Annotated in this window: 17 protein-coding genes and 1 pseudogene; 7 read left to right on the top strand and 11 right to left on the bottom strand. The window is 64.8% G+C overall.

Annotated features, from left to right (window positions below; all coding sequences use genetic code 11):
- From Q0982_RS11335 to Q0982_RS11325, 3 genes and pseudogenes are all read right to left on the bottom strand, one after another.
- A pseudogene (locus Q0982_RS11335) lies at positions 1-182 on the bottom strand (hypothetical protein); the annotation flags it as partial.
- On the bottom strand, positions 182-2155 hold the full coding sequence (locus Q0982_RS11330; protein ID WP_299395477.1) for an AMP-binding protein: 1974 nt from the start codon (positions 2153-2155) through the stop codon (positions 182-184). The gene Q0982_RS11330 and the pseudogene Q0982_RS11335, both read right to left, overlap by 1 nt.
- A gap of 372 nt (positions 2156-2527) precedes the next feature.
- On the bottom strand, positions 2528-4027 hold the full coding sequence (locus Q0982_RS11325; protein WP_299395476.1) for a CoA-acylating methylmalonate-semialdehyde dehydrogenase: 1500 nt from the start codon (positions 4025-4027) through the stop codon (positions 2528-2530).
- Positions 4028-4285: 258 nt separating this feature from the next.
- Between Q0982_RS11325 and Q0982_RS11320 the strand changes: the two genes are divergently transcribed.
- The 3 genes from Q0982_RS11320 to Q0982_RS11310 all read left to right on the top strand — a co-directional run bounded on the left by Q0982_RS11320 (position 4286) and on the right by Q0982_RS11310 (position 7174).
- A complete protein-coding gene (locus Q0982_RS11320; protein ID WP_299395474.1) occupies positions 4286-5167 on the top strand; it encodes a LysR family transcriptional regulator in 882 nt (293 codons plus the stop codon).
- A 240-nt stretch (positions 5168-5407) separates the two neighbouring features.
- The gene (gene ppk2, locus Q0982_RS11315) at positions 5408-6298 is read left to right on the top strand and encodes a polyphosphate kinase 2 (RefSeq protein WP_299395473.1); all 891 of its coding nucleotides are present in this window, start codon (positions 5408-5410) and stop codon (positions 6296-6298) included.
- Between the two features lie 33 nt (positions 6299-6331).
- The gene (locus Q0982_RS11310) at positions 6332-7174 is read left to right on the top strand and encodes an alpha/beta fold hydrolase (protein WP_299395471.1); all 843 of its coding nucleotides are present in this window, start codon (positions 6332-6334) and stop codon (positions 7172-7174) included.
- Here the strand turns inward: Q0982_RS11310 and Q0982_RS11305 are convergent.
- The 3 genes from Q0982_RS11305 to Q0982_RS11295 all read right to left on the bottom strand — a co-directional run bounded on the left by Q0982_RS11305 (position 7171) and on the right by Q0982_RS11295 (position 9578).
- Positions 7171-7857, bottom strand: a complete 687-nt coding sequence (locus Q0982_RS11305; protein ID WP_299395470.1) for a Fic family protein — start codon at positions 7855-7857, stop codon at positions 7171-7173. The two genes, Q0982_RS11310 and Q0982_RS11305, sit on opposite strands and share 4 nt — an antisense overlap.
- Positions 7858-7867: 10 nt before the next feature.
- On the bottom strand, positions 7868-8035 hold the full coding sequence (locus Q0982_RS11300) for a hypothetical protein (protein ID WP_299395469.1): 168 nt from the start codon (positions 8033-8035) through the stop codon (positions 7868-7870).
- Positions 8036-8327: 292 nt separating this feature from the next.
- Entirely contained in the window at positions 8328-9578 is a 1251-nt protein-coding gene (locus Q0982_RS11295; RefSeq protein ID WP_299395467.1) for a lipopolysaccharide assembly protein LapB, read from the bottom strand.
- A gap of 455 nt (positions 9579-10033) precedes the next feature.
- Here Q0982_RS11295 and acnA point away from each other — a divergent pair, with 455 nt between their 5' ends.
- Positions 10034-12718, top strand: a complete 2685-nt coding sequence (gene acnA / locus Q0982_RS11290; protein WP_299395464.1) for an aconitate hydratase AcnA — start codon at positions 10034-10036, stop codon at positions 12716-12718.
- Between the two features lie 511 nt (positions 12719-13229).
- A complete protein-coding gene (locus tag Q0982_RS11285; protein ID WP_299395462.1) occupies positions 13230-13646 on the top strand; it encodes a hypothetical protein in 417 nt (138 codons plus the stop codon).
- Between the two features lie 335 nt (positions 13647-13981).
- On the opposite strand, the gene Q0982_RS11280 is transcribed toward Q0982_RS11285, so the two are convergent.
- The 3 genes from Q0982_RS11280 to Q0982_RS11270 form a co-directional block, all read right to left on the bottom strand.
- Positions 13982-15229 carry a cytochrome P450 gene (locus Q0982_RS11280; RefSeq protein WP_299395460.1) on the bottom strand — a complete coding sequence of 416 codons (1248 nt, stop codon included), beginning with the start codon at positions 15227-15229 and terminating at the stop codon, positions 13982-13984.
- A 283-nt stretch (positions 15230-15512) separates the two neighbouring features.
- Positions 15513-16379, bottom strand: a complete 867-nt coding sequence (locus Q0982_RS11275; RefSeq protein ID WP_299395458.1) for an inositol monophosphatase family protein — start codon at positions 16377-16379, stop codon at positions 15513-15515.
- A gap of 416 nt (positions 16380-16795) precedes the next feature.
- Positions 16796-17161 (bottom strand): HU family DNA-binding protein, encoded by a 366-nt coding sequence (locus tag Q0982_RS11270; RefSeq protein WP_299395455.1) that lies wholly within the window; start codon positions 17159-17161, stop codon positions 16796-16798.
- Positions 17162-17489: 328 nt separating this feature from the next.
- Between Q0982_RS11270 and Q0982_RS11265 the strand changes: the two genes are divergently transcribed.
- Complete coding sequence (locus Q0982_RS11265) at positions 17490-17747, top strand: hypothetical protein (RefSeq protein ID WP_299395453.1); 258 nt, start codon at positions 17490-17492, stop codon at positions 17745-17747.
- 64 nt (positions 17748-17811) lie between these two features.
- Here Q0982_RS11265 and Q0982_RS11260 read toward each other — a convergent pair whose 3' ends face one another.
- Complete coding sequence (locus Q0982_RS11260; RefSeq protein ID WP_299395450.1) at positions 17812-18690, bottom strand: LysR family transcriptional regulator; 879 nt, start codon at positions 18688-18690, stop codon at positions 17812-17814.
- 155 nt (positions 18691-18845) lie between these two features.
- On the opposite strand from Q0982_RS11260, the gene Q0982_RS11255 reads away from it, so the two are divergent.
- Positions 18846-20159, top strand: a complete 1314-nt coding sequence (locus Q0982_RS11255) for a hypothetical protein (protein WP_299395447.1) — start codon at positions 18846-18848, stop codon at positions 20157-20159.
- 54 nt (positions 20160-20213) lie between these two features.
- On the opposite strand, the gene Q0982_RS11250 is transcribed toward Q0982_RS11255, so the two are convergent.
- A complete protein-coding gene (locus Q0982_RS11250; RefSeq protein ID WP_299395445.1) occupies positions 20214-20717 on the bottom strand; it encodes a YHS domain-containing (seleno)protein in 504 nt (167 codons plus the stop codon).
- Positions 20718-20814 lie beyond the last annotated feature (97 nt).

Raw genomic sequence — 20814 nt, 5'->3', positions numbered from 1 at the left:
GCCAGGATCTCGTGCTCGCGGATCTCGAAGGAGATGTCGGTCAGGGCTTTGACGCCGCCGAAGGAGAGCGTGATGTTGTCGACCCGGAGCAGGGTCTCGCCGATCTTCTTCTGGGGCATCGCGGGCGCCGAGGGCTCCGCCGCCTCTAAGGCCGGTGCGCTTGCCAGGGTGTCAGCCGCCATCAGCTTGCCTTCTTGAGCGCCGGCGCCGCAGCCGGCTGGAGGTCGATGTTGATGACCTGGAGGTCCGCCTTGATCATACCCTTGCGGCCGTCCTCGAAGGTCACCTCGGTTTCGATGTAGGCGCTGTCGGCCTCGGAGTAGAGCGCCTGGATCAAAGGACTGTAACGCTCGGCAATGAAGCTGCGGCGCACCTTGCGGGTGCGGGTCAGCTCGCCGTCGTCGGCATCCAGTTCCTTGTGCAGCACCAGGAAGCGGCGGATCTGGGAGCCCGAAAGCTTGGGGTCCGCCGCCAAGTCGCGGTTCACCTTTTCGATGTGCCCCTTGATGGTCTCGATCACCTGGGGATTGGCCGCCAGTTCCTGATAGCTGCCGTAGGGCACGTTGTTGCGCTCCGCCCAGCTTCCCACCGCCACCAGATCGATGTTGATGAAGGCGGTGCAGTAGTCGCGCTCGTGGCCGAAGGCCACCGCTTCCTTGATGTCGGGGAAGAACTTCAGCTTGTTCTCGACGTACTTGGGCGCGAAGAGGCCGCCGTCGTTCAGCCGGCCGACGTCCTTGGCGCGGTCGATGATCTTCAGGTGCCCGTTGTCGGCAAAGAAGCCGGCATCGCCGGTGTGCACCCAGCCGTCAGCCGTCTTGGTCTCCGCCGTCGCCTCGGGATTCTTAAAGTACTCGACGAAGACGCCGGGGCCGCGGAACATCACCTCGCCGTTGTCGGCGATCTTGATCTCCACATCCAGCGCCGGCTTGCCGACGGTGTCGGCCTCGATCTCGCCGTCGGGCTGGATGGTGATGAAGACGCTGGCCTCGGTGGAGCCGTAAAGCTGTTTCAGGTTGACGCCCAGCGAGCGGTAGAAGTCGAAGATATCCGGCCCGATCGCCTCGCCGGCCGTATAGGCCAGGCGGATGCGGGTGAAGCCCAGGGTGTTCTTCAGCGGCCCAAAGACCAGGATCTGGCCGAGGGCGTAGAGCAGGCGGTCGCCAAAGCCCACGGGCTTGCCGTCGAGAATGCCGGTGCCCGAGCGCCGCGCCACCTCCATGAAGAAGTGGAACAGCCGGCGCTTGATCCAGCCGGCGTCCTCCATGCGGATCATCACCGTGGTCAGGATGTTCTCGAAAATGCGCGGCGGCGCGAAGAAGTAGGTCGGCCCCAGTTCGCGCATGTCATGCATGACCGTGGCGCTGGATTCCGGACAGGCGACGCAGAAGCCCGCCACGTAACTTTGCGCATAGGAGAAGATGTGATCGCCGACCCAGGCCATGGGCAGGTAGGCGAGGGACTCGTCCTGATCGCTCAGGCCCTCCAGCTTCACCCCGTTCGCCGCCGTCTTCAGCACGTTGTCGAAGCTGAGGATCACGCCCTTCGGCTTGCCGGTGGTGCCCGAGGTGTAGAGGATGATCGCGGTGTCCGAGCCGCGGCCCTTGGCGATCTCCTCCGCGTAGAAATCCGGGTGGATCTTGTTGTAGTCGCGCCCCTCGGCCTGGACCGCGTCGAAGTGGTGCAGGAAGCCCTGGGTGTAGTGGCGCATGCCGCGCGACTCGTCGTAGACAATCTGGGTCAGGCCCGGGCAGCGCTCGCGGATCTCCAGCAGCTTGTCGACCTGTTCCTGGTCCTCCACCACGGCAAAGCGCGCCTCGGCATGCTCCACGACGTAGGCCATCTCCTCGGCCACGGAATCCTGGTAGAGCGGCACGGGCACCGCGCCGATGGCCTGGGCCGCCGTCATGGTCCAGTAGAGCCGCGGGCGGTTGTCGCCGACGATGGCGACCTTGTCGCCGCGCTGCACGCCGAGGGAAATCAGCCCGGCAGCGAGGTTGCGCACCTCCTCCGCCACCTGGCCCCAGCTATGGGTCTGCCAGATGCCGAAGTCCTTTTCGCGGATCGCCGGGCGCCCCGGCCGCTTGGCGGCGTGGTGTTCCAGCAGCTTGGGAAAGGTGTCGAGCTCCGCCGGCGGCAGATCAGCCTTTCTCATGTGCCAGACCCCGTTTTGTCCAACAGGGCGATGGTACCGTGCGCGGCAACCCGGGCATCACAGTCCCAGGCTTTGTGAGCCCGGGCACCATACCCCGTGCCGGCCGCCACGGCCGGCTTTCCCGCACACAGCGACGATGGTGCTCCCATCATTCCGCTGAGCCTCCCGTTCAGATTTCCCGGTTCTTCTTGTTGGCTTGCCTGCGACCTTTGGCCGCCCGGAAAATCTCGTCTACCTAAGCGATCTTTGACCGAAAAATCAACACTCTAAGGGCCGAAGCCCCGAACCGCACCTGTGGCCCCGCAAGGGCGTTGCGGCAGCCTTTGGCCTGCTCTTCCTCAGTTCCCAGTTGTTCCTCAGTTCCCTGCTTCCTCAGTTCATCGTCGGGATCGTAAAGCTCGCCCCTTCCTTCACGCCGGAGGGCCAGCGCGAGGTCACCGTCTTGGTCCGGGTGTAGAAGCGGAAGCTGTCCGGCCCGTGCTGGTTCAGATCCCCGAAGCCGGAGGCCTTCCAGCCGCCGAAGGTGTAGTAAGCCAGCGGCACCGGGATCGGCACGTTCACGCCCACCATGCCGACGTTCACCCGGTCGCAGAAGTCGCGGGCGGTGTCGCCGTCGCGGGTGAAAATGGCGGTGCCGTTGCCATAGGGATTGTTCATCGTCAGGTCGAGGGCGTCGTTGTAGTCGGGCGAGCGCACGACGGAGAGCACCGGCCCGAAGATCTCTTCCTTGTAGATGTCCATCTCCGTGGTGACCCTGTCGAAGAGGCAGCCGCCGACGAAGAAGCCGTCCTCGTAGCCCTGCATGGCGAAGCCGCGGCCGTCGACGGCCAGTTCCGCCCCCTGCGCGACGCCGCTGTCGACCAGACCCTTGACCCGGTCGCGGGCCGCCGCGGTCACCAGCGGGCCCATATCGACGTCGTTGCCGCCGGTGTAGGGGCCGATCTTCAGTCCTTCGACCCGCGGGATCAGACGCTCGACCAGTTCGTCCGCGGTCTTCTCGCCCACCGGGACAGCGACCGAGATCGCCATGCAGCGCTCGCCCGCCGCGCCGTAGCCGGCGCCGATCAGCGCATCGACCGCCTGGTCCATGTCGGCATCGGGCATGATGATCATGTGGTTCTTGGCGCCGCCGAAGCACTGCACCCGCTTGCCGGCGGCGCAGCCGCGCGTATAAACGTGCTCGGCGATCGGCGTCGAGCCGACGAAGCCCACGGCCATGATGTCCGGATGGTCGAGGATGGCGTCCACCGCCTCCTTGTCGCCGTTGACGACATTCAGGATACCGGCCGGCAGGCCGGCCTCCATCATCAGCTCCGCCAGCATCAGCGGCACCGAGGGGTCGCGCTCGGAGGGCTTCAGGATAAAGGCGTTGCCGGCGGCGATGGCCGGGCAGAACTTCCACATCGGGATCATCGCCGGGAAATTGAACGGCGTGATGCCGGCGACCACCCCGAGCGGCTGGCGCAGGGAATACATGTCGATCCCCGGCCCGGCGTTGGTGGTGTACTCGCCCTTCAGCAGATGCGGCGCGCCGAAGCAGAACTCCGCGACCTCCAGACCACGGATGATGTCGCCCTTGGCATCCGGCAGGGTCTTGCCGTGCTCACGGGACAGCGCCTCGGCAAGTTTGTCCATGTCGCGGTGCAGCAATTCGACGAACTTCATCAGCACGCGCGCGCGGCGCTGAGGATTGGTCGCCGCCCAGGCCGGCTGTGCCTCGCGGGCATTGGCGACTGCGGCATCCAGTTCACCGGCGCTGGCCAGCGGCACCCGTTTCTCCGCCTCGCCGGTTGCCGGATTGAACACCTCGGCCGTGCGGCCGCTGGTTCCCTTGACGTGCTCGCCGCCAATGAAGTGCGTGAGTTCCTGCATTCCGCCAGCCCTTTTCTATCCCGCGCCTGGGCTCTTTCGTCCCAAAGATTTCGCCTGAGTATCAGCAACTGTAGTGGTTATTACATTCGAAGGCCGCTCAAAACCGCCAAAATGTCATTTTCATTTTGCATTTCTGCAATGAGAGGCGGAGCATAGCAGCAAGAATGCACTTTACCACGCGGGCCGCCGCAGCGACAGTGCCGCAACGAAAACACGGCCCGCCGGAGCCCATCAGACAAGGATAAAGAGGATGCGTGCTTGCGCTGGGATGACCTGAAGTTCTTCCTGGCGGTGGCTCGCTCGGGCCAGCTCACCACCGCCGCCAAGGGCCTGAAAGTCGACAACGCCACCGTGGCGCGGCGCATCCGTGCGCTGGAAAGCGCGCTGGATGCCCGCCTCTTCGACCGCAATCCCAAGGGCTACAGCCTGACCGAGGTAGGCCAGCGCCTGCTGCCCGCCGCCGAGGCCATGGAGACATCGACCCTGGAAGCCCAGGCCCAGGTCCAGGGCCGCGACGAGTCCCTGGAGGGCGTGGTGCGCCTGGGCGCGCCGGACGGTTTCGGCTCCTTCTTTCTGGCGCCGCGCATCCACAAGCTCGCCCGCCGCCATCCGAAGCTGGAGCTGCAGCTTGTGGCCATGCCGCGGATCTTCAGCCTGTCCAAGCGCGAGGCCGATGTGAGCATCGCCATCACCCGGCCCAAGTCCGGGCGCCTGCGGGTCGCCAAGCTGACCGACTATCACCTGCATCTCTACGCCACCGGCGACTATCTGAAGGAAAGCCCGCCGATCCAGCAGCTGGAGGACCTGAAGCAGCACAGCATGATCGGCTACATCTCGGACCTGATCTTCGACCCCAAGCTGGACTACATGCCGATTCTGGGCCGCAAGGTGGTGCCGCAGATTTCCTCCACCAACCTGATCGCCCAGTTGAACGCGACCCTGGCCGGGGCCGGCATCTGCATCCTGCCCGACTTCCTGGCCGGCGAGCAGAGCGGCCTGCAGCCGGTGCTGCGCAAGACCTTCTCGCTGACCCGCACCTTCTGGATCGTCAGCCACGAGAACACCGCCTCCTTGCGCCGCATCCGCGAGACGGTGGACTTCATCAAAGCCGAGGTGCGGGAGAACCGGGACATCTTCTGACCCTGATCGCCAGCGCCGCGCCCACTTTGCCCGCCTTGCGGCAGGTCAACACGGTTGTCAAAAACCTGCTGTAGCGTGCAGTCTTCACGAAGCCTGCGGCCCGATCCGGCCAAAAAAGAGAGACGAAACAGCGCCATGAGCAGCGACCTGCAGAAACCCCAGCCCGAAGCGATAGCAGAGAAGCCCTCTCAGGAGGAGTCCGGTCCAGGGAAACCCGGCCCGGGGAAACCCGGCCAGGAGATGAGCTGGGTGGACGCGGAGCTGGAAGACAGCTTCGACGAAGAGCTGGAGATGGAGATCGACGACCAGCGCGTCAGCAAGGAGCTGCGCCAGATCTCGACCCTGCGGCACAAGTCCGCCCTCGACCGCCGCACCTATTTCCGGGAGCTTCTCAAGCTGCAGGCCGAGCTGGTCAAGCTGCAGGACTGGGTCGTGCATACGAACTACAAGCTGCTGGTGATCTTCGAGGGGCGCGACGCCGCCGGCAAGGGCGGGGTGATCAAGCGGGTCACCCAGCGCCTGAACCCGCGGGTCTGCCGCACCGTGGCGCTGCCGGCCCCGAGCGAGCGCGAGAAGCACCAGTGGTACTTCCAGCGCTACGTCCCCCACCTGCCGAGCGCCGGCGAAATCGTGCTCTTCGACCGCTCCTGGTACAACCGGGCGGGCGTGGAGCGGGTCATGGGCTTCGCCAACGAAACGCAGGTCGACGAGTTCTTCAACGACGTGCCCGAGTTCGAGCGCATGCTGGTGCGCTCCGGCATCAAACTGGTGAAGTACTGGTTTTCCATCACCGACCAGGAACAGCAGCTCCGCTTCCTGATGCGCGTCCACGACCCCATCAAGCAGTGGAAGCTGAGCCCCATGGACCTGCAGTCCCGCGTCCGCTGGGAGGACTACACCAAGGTGAAGGAAGAGATGCTGCGGCGGACCAACATCCCCGAAGCGACCTGGTCCATCGTCGAAGGCAACGACAAGAAGCGCGCCCGCCTCAACTGCATCCACCACCTGCTGTCGCAGGTGCCCTACGAGGAAGTGCCCCACGAGCCCGTCGAGCTGCCGGAGCGGGTCTTCAACCCGGACTATGAGCGCACCGTCCTGCCGAAGGAACTCTATGTGCCGGAGGTCTACTAGCGCGCTTGAGCCTTAGAGGGACGGCACAGCCGCGTGGCTCCGGATAGCCCGCCGGGCAGACCGCAAAGCGAAGACCTGCTGCTGGACGCGGAGGGCTTGCGCCTCAGCGCCCGCCGGATCACGCCGCCCGATACGCTGACTGGCGCCCCAGCCAATGCACCGACCCTGGTCTTCCTGCACGAGGCGCTGGGCTCCATCGGCCAGTGGAAAGGCTTTCCCGATGCCCTCGCTGCCGGGCTCGGCCTGCCGGCGCTGATCTATGAGCGCCAGGGCCACGGCGGTTCGGACCCCCTCGCCCTGCCGCGCGACAACGGCTACCTGCGCCAGGAAGCAGAGACCGTGCTGCCGGCCGTCCTCGCCGCCGCCAAGGTCGAGCGGCCAATTCTGATCGGCCATTCGGACGGCGCCACTATCGCGCTGATGTTCGCCGCCGCCTCTCCCGAGGCGCCCGCCGCCTGCATTGCCCTGGCGCCCCACGTGATGGTGGAGGAGATCACCCTCGCCGGCATTCGCGCCGCCGATGCGGAGCCCGGCGCCACTACGATAAGAAAACGCCTCACCAGATATCACGGCGAAAAAACCGAGGACCTCTGGCGCGCCTGGGCCGAGACCTGGCTGCGGCCCGGCTTCGACGGCTGCGAAATGCGCGCCGACCTGCCTGGTATCAGCGCACCCACGCTGGTCATCCAGGGCGCCGAAGACGCCTACGGCTCGCCGGCGCAGGTCGAAGAAATCGCCCAGCGGGTCGCCGGCACCGTTGAAATCCACCTGATCCCAGCCGTCGGTCACGCGCCGCATTTGGAGCACCGATCGAAGGCTATTAATGCGCTCAGCGAATTTCTGTTGCGCGAAGCTATCGCGACCTTAAAGACCTAATGAAACCTTCGGTCAGCTGACTTTGCGTCGTTGGGCATTGATGCCTGATCAAACACGCTCTTCAACTGCGTTGCCAGATAGCCCTCCAACAACCCAACCATTACTGAAAGATCAAGCTGCCCGTCGGCCCAAGCCTCATCTGCTTTCTCGAGTGCTTCATAGTAGGGTTTCTTATTTTCAGCGATTTGTTCCGGGATTGTTTTTCTCCCAGGAAGGCGGTCGCCAAGAACGCTACACAAAACCAAATACGAGACTGCCCTTGATGTTCTCCCGTTTCCATCTTCAAAGGGATGGATCCAATTAAGCCGCCACATTGCGTATGCGCACAACTCAAGGGGTGGCTTGTCGAGATTTTCATTTATCCAGTCGCACATCTGCTCAACAAGCTCAGCGACGAGATGCGCGTCGGGGGGACTGTGTTTGCTCTTACCGATACTCACCGGCCCTGGCCGGAACACGCCCGCAAAGCTTGAGAGGTTCTGAAGGGCAATTCGATGCAGTCCTAGAATTAGAGAAGGTCGCAGCCGAAACGGCAAACCGTCTCTCGCAACTTTGTCTATCTCATCGAGTACAGCATCGAACTGCTGGAGTGCATTCGCAGCCTCAATCGGCGCACGCTCAGCGTCGCTCTCTATTACCTCTGGTCGTTGGGCGATGCTGTGGCGGTCATCGTCAGCTGTCAAAACAAGACACCTACTTTCGGAGCTTCTCGGCCTGTTTGTTTACGATATCGCGCGTTACATGATCATTTTCGATTTTCGCGTTACCGTAGGCAAAGCTCCGCCGCTGCTCTTCCGCATCTGCTTTGCTAGTGGTGACCTTTTTCGCCGCCTTTAGCAGCTTCTCCAAATCGTTTGTCATTCACCACTCCAGGTATCTCGCTCATCTCTCAAACGCACTCAGTGCGTAGAACATAATGTGAATCGATTAAGAGTTGGAGTAAAGCAGTCATTGTGCTGTGGCACTGCATAGCTGGTTTAACCTATTTGCAAACCAAACAATTTTCCTGGATCTCTCCCGTAAGACCTAAGTCCTTAGCGACGTTTCTCCTGCGGTACCTGATGCAAAAGACGAAGGCCAGACCGGTCAAAGTAACGACTCATGGCCACAATCCGCGCCTTCGTGAAGGGCCGGGAATAGCCGTCTTGGAAGGCTAGCGCTCCTGCACGCTCGAAGAGCCCAAGCCGTCCAGCTTGGCATCGAGTTCGGCAACCTCGTCGTTGAGGCCCCGTTCCGCAAAGATGGTGCGGGCCGCCGTCCAGTGCTTCCCGGCCGCTGCACGGTCGCCGTCCGCCTCAGCCAGATCGCCAAGACAATCGTAGGCTTCCGCCTCCAGGTCTCTGAGGCCGCTGTCCCGGGCCAGCGCCAGCATCTCCTGGAAGACAGCGCCTGCGCCCTCCAGGTCCCCGCGCCTCTTGGCGAGCGTACCCAGGTATCCCATGACCATCGACGCGGCCTCCTCGTTACCGAGAGCCTGTTCCAGGGCGAGGGCCTGGTTCAACATCTCTTCGGCCAGGTCATCGTGGCCCTGCTCGAAGTGCAGAACGCCCAGGTTGCCGAGGGCATAGGCCAGGTGGCCGTCCTGTCCGATGTCGCGGCTGAGGTGGACGGCGCGCTCGCAGAGCTCGGTCGCCCGCGCGAGATCGCCGCGGCCATGGGCACCGCGCGCCAGACCGATGAGCGCGGAGACCCGCTGCAGCCCGGCACCGGAGGGTATTTCATCGAAGCGCAGTTGCTGCGCGAAGACGCGCTCGGCATCCTCCCGCCGGTCCAGGTGCATATAGATCTCGCCCAGATTGGTGAGGCCGTCGAAGTGGTCGGGGTCGAGCGTCACCGCCTCCTCGTAGGCCGCAACCGCCGCCTCGGCGTCATGGAGGACTGCAAGCGCGCCGAGGTGACGGGCCGCCGCGGCCGCGGCCAGACGGCCTTCGAAGGTGGCGTTCCGGCCCTGCGCCAGGGCCTCGCGAAAGATCGTCTCCGCCGCCTCACCGCGCCCGGCCGCAAGCTGCCGCAGGGCCAGGAGCGTGCGATCCCGGTCGACGCCGGTGCGCGCCCAGGTGCGCAGTTTGTCGACGGCCCTGCGCAGTTCCGAGAGCTGGACCACGAGCCTGTCGACGGGAAGCGGCGCACCGCGCCGGGAGAGCAGCTGCTCGGCGATCTCGACCGGGTCGAAGTCTTCCCAGGCTTCGGTCTCGCCCTCCGCCGCGCTGGCGCCGCGGGGATTCGAGCGCCTTTGCACCGTGCCGCCGCCGCGCCCGGCACGGCGGCGCGGCCGGCCAAAGAGGCCAAGAATCCCTCCGGCGACGCCGAGAACCAGCAGAAGAAAGGTCGCGATGAGGGCGGTCATCGCCGGGTTCGCTGCTACCCAGTCCAGGGCCCAATCCAGGGCCTCCTGCATCTTCATCGAAAGCCCCTTTCAGGCCGGTTCCGACAGCAAACCGTGCGGCGATCACGACGGCCCAGCATTCGCGTAAACGAGGCCGCCTGACAAGACTTCTTCCGGCAGAAGGGCTCTTCCGGCAGAGCCGGTAACCGCATGGCAAGGGGCTTGTGCTAGCCTTGCTTCGTCGTGCGGCCTGCAGCGGTCCATCCAGCGGAAAAGCCCGGATTTCCCGGCGATTCCCCCCGATTCTCATGGACATCCGGGCCGCGATGACTATGTTAGCGCTGTATCCCGATACGTGAGCTCCCGCGGAGCGGTCGCAACCGGTCGCGGGGCATGTCCTCGATAGCCTTTCCCGTCCCCATGGTCTGATTTCAGGCCGCCTGATACGGACGGCAAGCCATTGACGAGGGTGTGGCCCAACCAGACGCGCCGCGACAGAACCGGCGCCAAAGACCGGCAAAGGAGAGAGCCTCATGCCAGCCAGCAAAGATACCCTGAACACCCGCCGCGACCTGACGGTCGGCGGCAAGACCTACAGCTACTACAGCCTGGAGGCTGTAGCCTCAGAACTGGGCCCCGAAATGGGCGAAGTCTCGCGCCTGCCCTACTCCATGAAGGTGCTGCTGGAGAACCTGCTGCGCTTCGAGGACGGCAACTCGGTCACCGTCGACGACATCAAGGCCGTCGGCGCCTGGCTGAAGGACAAGCGCTCCGACCGCGAGATCGCCTACCGCCCGGCCCGCGTGCTGCTGCAGGACTTCACCGGCGTGCCCGCCGTGGTCGACCTCGCCGCCATGCGCGAGGCGCTGACCAAGCTGGGCGGCGACCCGAAGAAGATCAATCCGCTCTCCCCCGTCGACCTGGTGATCGACCACTCGGTCATGGTCGACAGCTTCGGCACCCCCGATGCCTTCAAGAAGAACGTGGAGATGGAGTTCGAGCGCAACGGCGAGCGCTATGCCTTCCTGCGCTGGGGCCAGAACGCCTTCGACAACTTCCGCGTCGTCCCGCCGGGCACCGGCATCTGCCACCAGGTGAACCTGGAAAACCTCTCCCAGGTGGTCTGGACCAAGGAGGAGGACGGCCGTACGACCGCCTATCCCGACACCCTGGTGGGCACCGACAGCCACACCACCATGGTCAACGGCCTCTCCGTGCTGGGCTGGGGCGTCGGCGGCATCGAGGCCGAGGCCGCCATGCTGGGCCAGCCGGTTTCCATGCTGATCCCCGAGGTGATCGGCTTCAAGCTGACCGGTGCGCTGAAGGAAGGCACCACTGCCACCGACCTGGTGCTGACCGTGGTGCAGATGCTGCGCGCCAAGGGCGTGGTCGGCAAGTTCGTCGAGTTCTACGGCCCCGGCCTGGACCACCTGACCCTGGCCGACCAGGCGACCATCGGCAACATGGCCCCGGAATACGGCGCCACCTGCGGCATCTTCCCGGTCGACGAGGAGACCATCCGCTACCTCAGCTTCACCGGCCGCGACCCGGAGCGCGTCGCCCTGGTGGAGGCTTATGCCAAGGCGCAGGGTATGTGGCGCGACGCCTCTACGCCCGATCCGGTCTTCACCGACACCCTGGAGCTCGACCTCGGCACCGTAGAGCCCAGCCTCGCCGGCCCCAAGCGCCCGCAGGACCGGGTGCCGCTGTCCGGCGTTTCCGGCTCCGCCGAGCAGGCGCTGGCCGACATGGGCAGCGGCACGGCGACGCCCATCGACGGCAGCGACGACAGCATCGAGCCCGCCGACGTGGTGATCGCCGCCATCACGTCCTGCACCAACACCTCCAACCCCTCGGTGCTGGTGGGCGCCGGCCTCTTGGCCAAGAAGGCGCGTGAAAAGGGCCTGATGACCAAGCCCTGGGTGAAGACCTCCCTCGCCCCCGGCAGCCAGGTGGTGACCGACTATCTGGAGGCCGCCGGCCTGCAGAAGGAACTGGATGCCCTGGGCTTCGACCTGGTGGGCTACGGCTGCACCACCTGCATCGGCAACTCCGGCCCGCTGGAGCCGGCGATCAGCGAGGCCATCGACAAGGGCAACGTCTCGGTCGCCGCCGTGCTCTCCGGCAACCGCAACTTCGAGGGCCGCGTCCACCCGATGGTGAAGCTGAACTATCTGGCGTCGCCGCCGCTGGTGGTGGCCTATGCCCTGGCGGGCTCCCTGAAAGTCGATCTGCTGAACGATCCGCTCGGCACCGGCAGCGACGGCGAGCCGGTCTTCCTGAAGGATATCTGGCCGAGCAACAAGGAGATCGAGCAGGTCATCGGCGACGTGCTGACGCCGGAGATGTTCAAGGCGCGCTATGCCAACGTCTTCGAAGGCCCGGAGGAATGGCGCGAAATCGATTCCGGTTCCGGCATGACCTACATGTGGAACGACGGCAGCACCTACGTGCAGTACCCGCCCTTCTTCGAGGAGATGAAGGCCGAGCCGGAAGCGATGGGCGACATCGCCGGCGCGCGGGCCCTGGCCATGCTGGGCGATTCCATCACCACCGACCACATCTCCCCGGCCGGCGCCATCAAGAAGGAGAGCCCGGCGGGCGAGTATCTGATCGAGCACCAGGTGCGGCCCATCGAGTTCAACTCCTACGGCGCACGGCGCGGCAATCACCAGGTGATGATGCGCGGCACCTTCGCCAACATCCGCATCAAGAACGAGATGGCCGACGGCAAGGAGGGCGGCTACACCAAGTACATGCCCGACGGCACCGTCATGCCGATCTACGACGCCGCCATGAAGTACGCCGACGAGGGCGTGCCGCTTGTCGTCATCGGCGGCAAGGAATACGGCACCGGCTCCTCGCGCGACTGGGCCGCCAAGGGCACGCGCCTGCTGGGCGTAAAAGCCGTCATCGTCGAGAGCTTCGAGCGCATCCACCGCTCCAACCTCGTCGGCATGGGCGTGCTGCCGCTGCAGTTCAAGGACGGCGTCACCCGCAAGTCGCTGAACCTGACCGGCGCCGAGACCTTCGACGTCTCCGGCGTGGCCGGCGGCATTACCCCGCGCATGGACCTGGAACTGACCATCCACCGCCCGGACGGCTCCAGCGAGACCGTGCCGCTGCTTTGCCGCATCGATACCGCCGACGAGGTCGAGTACTACAAGAACGGCGGCATCCTCCACTACGTGCTCAGGAACCTCATGAAGGCGGCGTAATCGCCTTCACAGAACCTGCCGTAACAGCAAAGGCCCCTGCCGTCGGCAGGGGCTTTTTTGCTGCCTGACTTCTCGCAAGCAGAATGAGCGTCGGTCCTGGCCGCGTGGAGGACGGCCACGCTGATGAAACTACCATCATCTGTTGGCCACCAAACGCGATTTGCAACTGTTCATAGAAATGCCGCAATCGTCCTTTCCACTGAATAGACCTTACGGATCTGCTCGGAGTGCTTCTGCCATGCTACCAAGACTATGCCTTTGCTTCCTGTTTCTCCTTCCAGGAAGCGCTGCCTGGGCCGGGATCCCCGTTGATCGCACTGTGACCTGCCCTGTCGGAGGCGAGACATTCACCATCACGGGAACAGCCAGTTGCACCACCTTCGGCAGAACCATGTCGTTTCGGCCAGTGTCGTCCTGCGAATTCGTAACCCGGCTTCCTGTCTGCCCGTCAAACGGGCTACCGATCTATCAAGAGTTCACAGAGGAGCAGATCTCGGAGCTTACTTCTTTCGTGGATACGGATGACTATGCTGCGCTCAAAGATCTGCCACCTTGGCAGAGAGCCTATGGGCTCTCCGTTCATCTCGGTCAATCGGGAACGGAAACAGCATTCGGATTGCTGCTAAGCGCGATGTGGTACGAAACGGATTCTTTCTTCGAGAGCCCGGGAGCTCTGGATGACCTGCTTCATGAAGCCGAGTTTGAACTGGAAAGGGCTGGTGAGGAGGCGAAGCCCTTTCTAAATGCAATCGTCGCATATGCCCTTGCCTATGCAGGCCGGATCGAGGAATCGGTCGAAAGATTGAAGCTTGCCAAGCAGGCAAAGGATCCTCCCGAGCACCTCCAGAATTACATTTCGGCGATTGAGACCTGTCAAACCGACATGGACGCTCCGGCCTGCCGTCCGGACGCTCCCGCCAATCCGTAGGTAGCCAGAAACGCCAGCTCATGAAAACGGCGTAAAGTTGCGTATTACTCCGGGGCGCCCAGCGGGGCGGCGAAGCGTGCGCGCAGCGCGTCGATGGAGACCTCTGTTTTCGCAAGCAGGAGGTTCCCCTCGGTCAGGCGGCAGTCGTAGGTAACGCCGTCGAGCAGGGCGGCATGGCCGCCGGCCTCCTACACCGCGAGGACGCCCGCCGCGCGCTCAGACAGTCAGCCGTTGCCGGGGCGGTCAGAAGGCCCCGAAGTTACTGAGGAAGAAGACGCGCAAGCGCCGAGCGAATCCGTCTTTGGATCTGTTTCGCGTCGCCATGGACTCGCGCATCAGCGACCACCCCACTCGATCCGGAAGTGCTCCGGGAAAGGGCCGCCGGCGAAGTCTATGTGGCCGCCGGCGCCCGCCTTGCGCCGCAGGTCCGGCTTCAAAACGGCCTGGCGAACCGCTTCGGGAATGGCGACGAGGCCGAGGTGTTTGCCGAGACAGACGTGGTGGCCGAAACCAAGGTGCAGATAGGACGACGCGGGCCGGTCCGTCCTGAAATCCTCAGGGCCGGGCATGAGGTCGGGATCGAACATCGCCGAGCCGGTGCAGGCGGCGACCAGCGTCCCGGCCCTGACTGTCTGCGCATAGGGCGTGCCCGTGCCGATCTCGCGGTCGACTTCGGCGAAACGAAACTGAATGGTGGTGATCGGGTTGAAGCGCAGCGCCTCGAAGACGATGGCGTCGAAATGCGCGCTGTCTTCAGCCTGGGCCGCCTCGCGCGCCTGCGCCAGACGCGCGGGATCGGCGAGCAGCTGATCGACGACCTGGACGATGGCCTGGCTCATGGTCTCGATGGTGCCGACAAGCAGTCCGCAGACATTGCTCACCACCCGCTCCGAGTCGAAGGCGGCGGCGGGCGTGCGGCTCAGGTTGATGATGCGGTTCACCACGTCGGAGTCCTCGAGCGGTGCGGCCGCCCACTTTTCGGCGAGAAACGGCCAGAGCCAGGCGCGCATCTCCCGGCCCGCCTCGACACAGCGCCCTATGACGTCCGGATCGTTCGTCAGGTTGCGGAACATGGCATGCTGGGTGGCAAACGACCAGCCGAGAACCTTTTCGTCCGGCGCGGCAAAGCCGAAGTAGTCCTGCACGATTCTGAGCGGCACGCGGCGGCCGAGCAAAGGAACAAGATCGGCCTCACCCTCTTCGCCCCGCAGCGCAGCCGCCGCCACATCCCCCGCAAGAGCGCGCACCTTCGGGATGTCATCCCAACGCAGGACGGCCTGCATCAGGCCCTTTTCATGCCAGTTGATCGCCGTTTCATCCCGCGCCAGCATGAACGGGCCGACCGAGGGGTCCATGCTCACGCTGTTGGCACGTACGGAGAACAGCTGCGGCTGAGACAGGACATCCAAGACGTCCGTCGCGCGGGTCACCATGGTGAAAATCGGTGTTTCGAAGACGGCGCGGTTCGCGCGTAGATCCTCATACATTGCGCGCCAGTCGCCGCGCAGGTACTTAACGACATGGGCGATACGCATTTGCGGCTGATCGGCCGGTATCGCGTCGTATTCCTCAAGAAAAGCCAACGTCTACTCCAAAGCTGATGGTCGCGGCGACTCGTATGGCTGTTGAAAACGCCCGTGCCCGCACACGGAAGGCACGATCATAGAGTGAGTGGCGCACGATTCTGCGCCCTCTTTGGAGGCATGCAGCGCTCTTATGCGCTGGTGTCCCGATCGGTCTGCGGGCTGCCGCCTGGTGGCCCTGGACTGCCCCACCGATAGCGCAGGCGCGGTGGAGTACAACAGGAGCCACGGCATCCTGTGCTACGGGCTCAGGAACTCCATGATGGCGGCGTGACGTCCCGGGTCAGCCAGTAGCGCCCAGCGGTCCGGCGAAGCGCGCGCGCAGGGCCTCGATGGAGGCCTCCGTCTTCGCCACCAGGAGGTTGCCCTCGGTGAGGCGGCAGTCGTAGGGACGTCCGTCGAGCAACTCGGCATGGCCGCCGGCCTCCTGCACCGCGAGCACGCCGGCGGCGTGGTCCCAGGCGTTCAGTTGCGCGTTGACGATGAAGTCGGCGCGCCCCTGGGCGAGCAGGCGGTACTCGTGGCAGGAGCAGCGCAGGGAGGGCGCACGGCGGAAGTCCGTTATGGCCTGGGCGATGGCGGGCCTGCGCGCGCGTGGGAAGGTGAAGAGCGGGACGAAGCCGGTCATCTCCTCCGGCGCAACTGCCGGTCCGACCGAAAGGCGGAAAGGCTCTTCCCCCGGCCGGCAGAACCAGGCGCCGCCGCCCTTGCGGGCCAGCACCCAGTCGTCGAGCAGGGGGTCGTAGAGCAGGCCGAAGACCGTCTCGCCCTCCACCGCCACGGCGAGGATGACGCCGAAGACGGCCAGGCCGTTGGCGAAGTTCCAGGTGCCGTCGATGGGATCGAGGATGACGGCCAGACCGCCGCCGATCCCGTTCAGCAGGGAAGGATCGGCCGAGACCGCCTCCTCCCCGATGACCGCCGCTGCCGGCAGCAGCTCCCGGACGCCCGCCGTGATGGCGGCCTCCGCGGCCAGGTCGGCCTCGGTGACAAGATCGTCGGGCGCGGTCTTGGCGCGGATGTCGTCGGTGGCCAGGCGGCGGAAGCGCGGCAGGATCTCCGCCTTTGCGACGTCGCGCAGCAGGGCGATCAGGGCGTCCTCCTGCCGGCGCGTCAGGGCCGAAGGGTCACTCGCCAAGGCATCCATCATCGCGTCTCCGCTTTTTAGTTCCTGTAACAAAGGCCGGTCCTGTAACAAAGGCCGGCGACTCGGCTCAAATGGCTTCTGGTCGCACGGCTTGACGTCGAACGGCTTTAGGGAGTCTGCAGGAAAATGATGACCGTTCCGGGTCAGCCGCCGCCGGCGCGCTGCAACGGTGAAGCGCGACACTGGATCAGACGATCACACGCTGTCGGCGGCCTGCGCAAAGGGTTTCAAGGCAGAGGGTCTTGAGGATCGCCTGGTCTCTGGACGACCGGGCAGCCCGGCCAGCGCCGCCAAGGCCGAATGACGCGCCCGTGCCGCTCACCCCGGGGAAGCGTTCCCCCGGGCGAAACGTACGGGCTGCATCACGTCAGTCGCATGGAAGACCACGCGCCGGAACGGCGCGCGGCTGCTGCGGCAGGCTACTTGAGCTTCTTGGAGTACTTGCTGGCCTGGTCCTTGAGCGCCTTGCCGGCGGTGAAGCGCGGCGTCAGGGTCGCGGGCTTGGCCTTGAAGGTCGTCGGCTCCCCGGTGAAGGGGTTGGTGCCCTTGCGCGCCTTGGTGGCCGCCTTGTAGCGCATCTTGAGGCGGCCGAGGTTGCCCATCGGCACGGAGCCCGGCGTCGTCTTGCTGGTGTCCTTCAGCGCCAGGTCGGACATGACCGGCCAAAGCGCATCGAGCAGCTTGCTTGCATCCCTGCGGCTGAAACTTGTTCCCCAGTCATCGCCGAGCGACTTGGTCAGAGCTGCAGCATAGGCATCGGCAAGCTGGGATTTCGTTACTGTCATATTTTCCCCCTCGTGTTGGGCCCCGCATGACTACGGGATCGAACTGAAACACCGCCGAAATAGCGGGTTTTGCCTCCTTACGCAAACGATGGTTAATGAAACGTTAAATGTTCGCGATGGCCAGCGTTTTGTTTGATGCACGGCCCGTAAAAACGCGTAATCGCGCTCAGCGCAGTCGAACGCGCTCTCCTTCGGCCTGTTGAAGCAGAGAAACGATGCAGTGACAATGAAGGCGGTTCCATCCACGGCGCAGAGAGCCGAACGCTTCCAAAGGAGGCTTTTCGATGGACCCCCTGGATCAATGGATCTCCTGAATCAAATGGACCCCATGAGTCAAATCGTCGTGCTCACCATCGGCCACGTCGTCGCTTGGCTCGCCGCGATTTACCTGCGCGATGCGCTGCGCGCCCTGCCTCTGAACATCGTGATCTGTGCAACCGGGGCGTTCCTGGGCGGCCTGGCGGCAGAGCAGAGCTTTCCGGCATTCGACAAGCCCGGCATGATCGCAGGCGCCTTCGCCGGCGCTGTGCTGCTGCTCTCGATGACGCGCCCGATCACCAGCCGGCTGTTCAGGAACGGGCCGTGACGTCCGGCCGGACGTGATACTCAACGGCACTTGAAGCGTCCGTCGTCTGCGGGCTGGCGATGTGCTAGACGCCTTGACTGAGGGACTCTAGGCAGGCCGTGACCGCGACGTCCTTGGCTCGACTTTCATGGATCGCGGCAGCCGTCACCAGGGACAGAGGACAGTTGCCGGGCAGGGGCAGAACCGTGAGGCCGCGCTGCAGGGGGATCAACTGCTGCGGCAGCAGCGCAACGCCCAGCCCCGCCTGCGCCATGGCCACCGCAGCCAGAAAACTCTCCGCCTCGACCACGATGTTCGCCGCCAGCCCCCGATGCTCGGCAAAGGCGATGAGCCGGTCGTAAAAGCGTGGCGCCCTGCGGCGGGAATAGAACACGAGCGGATGAGCAAAGACCTTCCGCCAGGTGGCCTTGCGGCCGATGTCGAAGAAGTCCGGGTGGAAGACGGCCAGGAAGACATCCTCCGTCAGCACCTCCGCGATAAGATCGGGGCGGTCGAGCGGCGGATGCAGGATGCCGATGTCGATCTCGCCGCTGCCCAGCGCCGCCTCCTGTTCCACCGTGCCCAGTTCGCGCACCAGCACCTGGATGTCCGGGCGCGTGGCGCGGAAGGCGGCGATCCTGTCCATCAGACCGGAGACCTCGACTGCCGATGTAATGCCGATGCGGATCAGCCGCCCGCTGCCCGAGGCCGCCGCCTTCGCAGCACGGGTCGCCTGATCCACCCGACGCAGGATGCCCAGCGCCTCGTCACGAAACACCGCCCCCACCTCGGTGAGGCGCACTTCGCGCGTGGAGCGGATGAAGAGATCGGCGCCCAGAAGGTCTTCCAGGCGCCTGATCTGAACCGACAACACCGACTGGGTGACACCGGCCCGCCGCGCCGCCCGGCCGAAATGCAGCTCCTCGGCCAGCACCGAGAACAGGCGGATCGCCTTCAGCTCCATACGGAATTCCGATCTATAGAGGAGGATTATTCGCTTCTTACGAATAATAGGATCGGACTTTGAATTTGTCCTGCCTCATTCCACCGCCCACGTCGCAGTCTATGGAGCAACCAAAGCACCGCCCTGCCGGGCGATGCAGACCATGGGAAAAGAGAATGAAAAACACTTGCCTGACGACTTGCGCTGCCGCCTTGGCCTTCGTGGCCGGCCCGGTCCTTGTGGAGGGAACCGCCGGCGCCGAACCGGCGGGCCTCCCCGGGCTTGAGGGGCGCGCCATCGTATCGATTCACGACGGCGACATGGTCGCATCGGCCTACGTCAACGGACAGCTCGGCGCGCGCGAAAGCACCGACCTCCTGAGTGTGCTCTCGCTGGACGATCTCTCGCTGGCGAGCGTACCGGTCTCGAACTCGGTCGCAGGCGCGCCCACCGCCGTCGCCGTCACCCCGGACGGACGTTTCGCCGTCGTCTCCGAGAGCTTCGGGCCGCGCCCCGACACCGGCGAGACCTTCAGGGACCTGCCGATCGGCACGCAGCTGATCCTGGTCGACATCTCCGATCCGGCCGCGCCGCGGGTGGTCGACAGCGCGGACGTGGGCAATCGTCTCGACGGCCTCTCCATCAGCCCGGACGGGTCGGTCATCGCGGTCGCCCTGCACCAGACCGACGGGCGCGGCATCGCCTTCGTCCAGCGCCAGGAGGACGCGTTGGGTGCGGTCAGCTATGCCAGCCTGCCGGCGATCGCAGCCGAGCAGCGGATCAGCCACGTGGAATGGCACCCCACCAACGACTTCGTCGCCATTCACACCGTCGACCAGGCGGTGGTTCACTTCGCCCGGGTGATTCGCGACGGCGCCGAGGTTTCTCTGGAAGCCTGGGGCAACGCCGTCCTGACCTCCAAGTACCCCTTCATGGGGCGTTTCACGCCGGACGGCGCCTACTACCTGACCGGCAACCTCTTCTGGGGTCCGGATGTGCCGGGGATCTGGACCGAAGCGGTCGACGGCGACGTCATGTCGATCCGCTTCGATGCCGAGGGCGGCGGCGAGCGCGGGCCACGTCATCAGATCGTCGGGCGGTCGCCGACCGGCGCCTCGCCCGAGGGCGTTGCGATCTCCCCCGACGGCGAATGGGCCGTCACCACCAATCTGGAGGTATCCTACGCGCCGGCGGAAGACGCGCGGCATACCCCTTACGCCTCGCTGACGCTGATCGACATCGACAGGCAAAGCGGCGCGCTGACGACCGTCGGCACCTACTACTTCGACGGCATTCTGCCGGAGGCCGCAACCTTCGACGCCTCCGGCCGCTACGTCGCGGTGGTCAATTTCGATCAGCACCTGGGCGGCGCCGAAGGAGGCTCCATCGACTTCTGGCGCCTGGTGGAAGGAGCAGAGCCGAAGCTGGTTCGGACCCGCACAAGCATCGCCGTGCCGCACGGCCCGCACTCGACGATGCTGGTGAACTAGGGAGCATCTGCGGTCTTGGGGAGGGCAGAGCCCTCCCCATAGCCTGCACCGATCTCACAGGTCGCCGGCGGCGACGTGCTCGATGTCGTCCCAGTTGCGGTCGGCCTTCTCGACGTTGCCGTCCACGTCTTTCAGGAAGGTCTCGTAGATCTCCTCGTTGAGATTGAGGTAGAGCTTGCCGTCGTCGATCTTCCAGAGCGTGGGATCGCCGTCGAACTTCTTGCCCACCGAAACCCCGTAGGCGCAGAAACCGCCGTACTGCGGCGCATAGCGGTCGGGCGCCTGCTTGAAGCGGTCGAGGTTGGCCTGGCTGGCGAAGCGGTAAGCCGCGCCGTCGTGAATATGCACCAGGCTGTCGGAGCCGCGGCGCGGCCCGCCATCGGCGAAGTAGGCCACGGGATCGTAGCCGTGGAGCGCCAGCGGCGCGCCGGCAATGGACAAGCCAGGCACCACGTTCACTTCGTCGGCCGCCTCGGCGGGCGCGATGCCGCCGGCCAGGGTGGCCGAGACCAAAGCGGCCAGGGCAAGCTTCGAGAGGGGACTCCGGGATAGGGTCATTGCTGTTCTCCTTGGGTGTGCGGTGGTCCGGCGCGGCAGACGCCGGGTCCAACCGGATATGGGAGAACAGGTCTTTCAGGCAATAAAATCGTCCAGA

The sequence above is a fragment of the Pelagibius sp. genome, from assembly GCF_028281305.1.
Taxonomy (GTDB): Bacteria; Pseudomonadota; Alphaproteobacteria; order Kiloniellales; family Kiloniellaceae; genus Pelagibius.
This window is presented reverse-complemented; position numbering and strand designations above follow the sequence as displayed.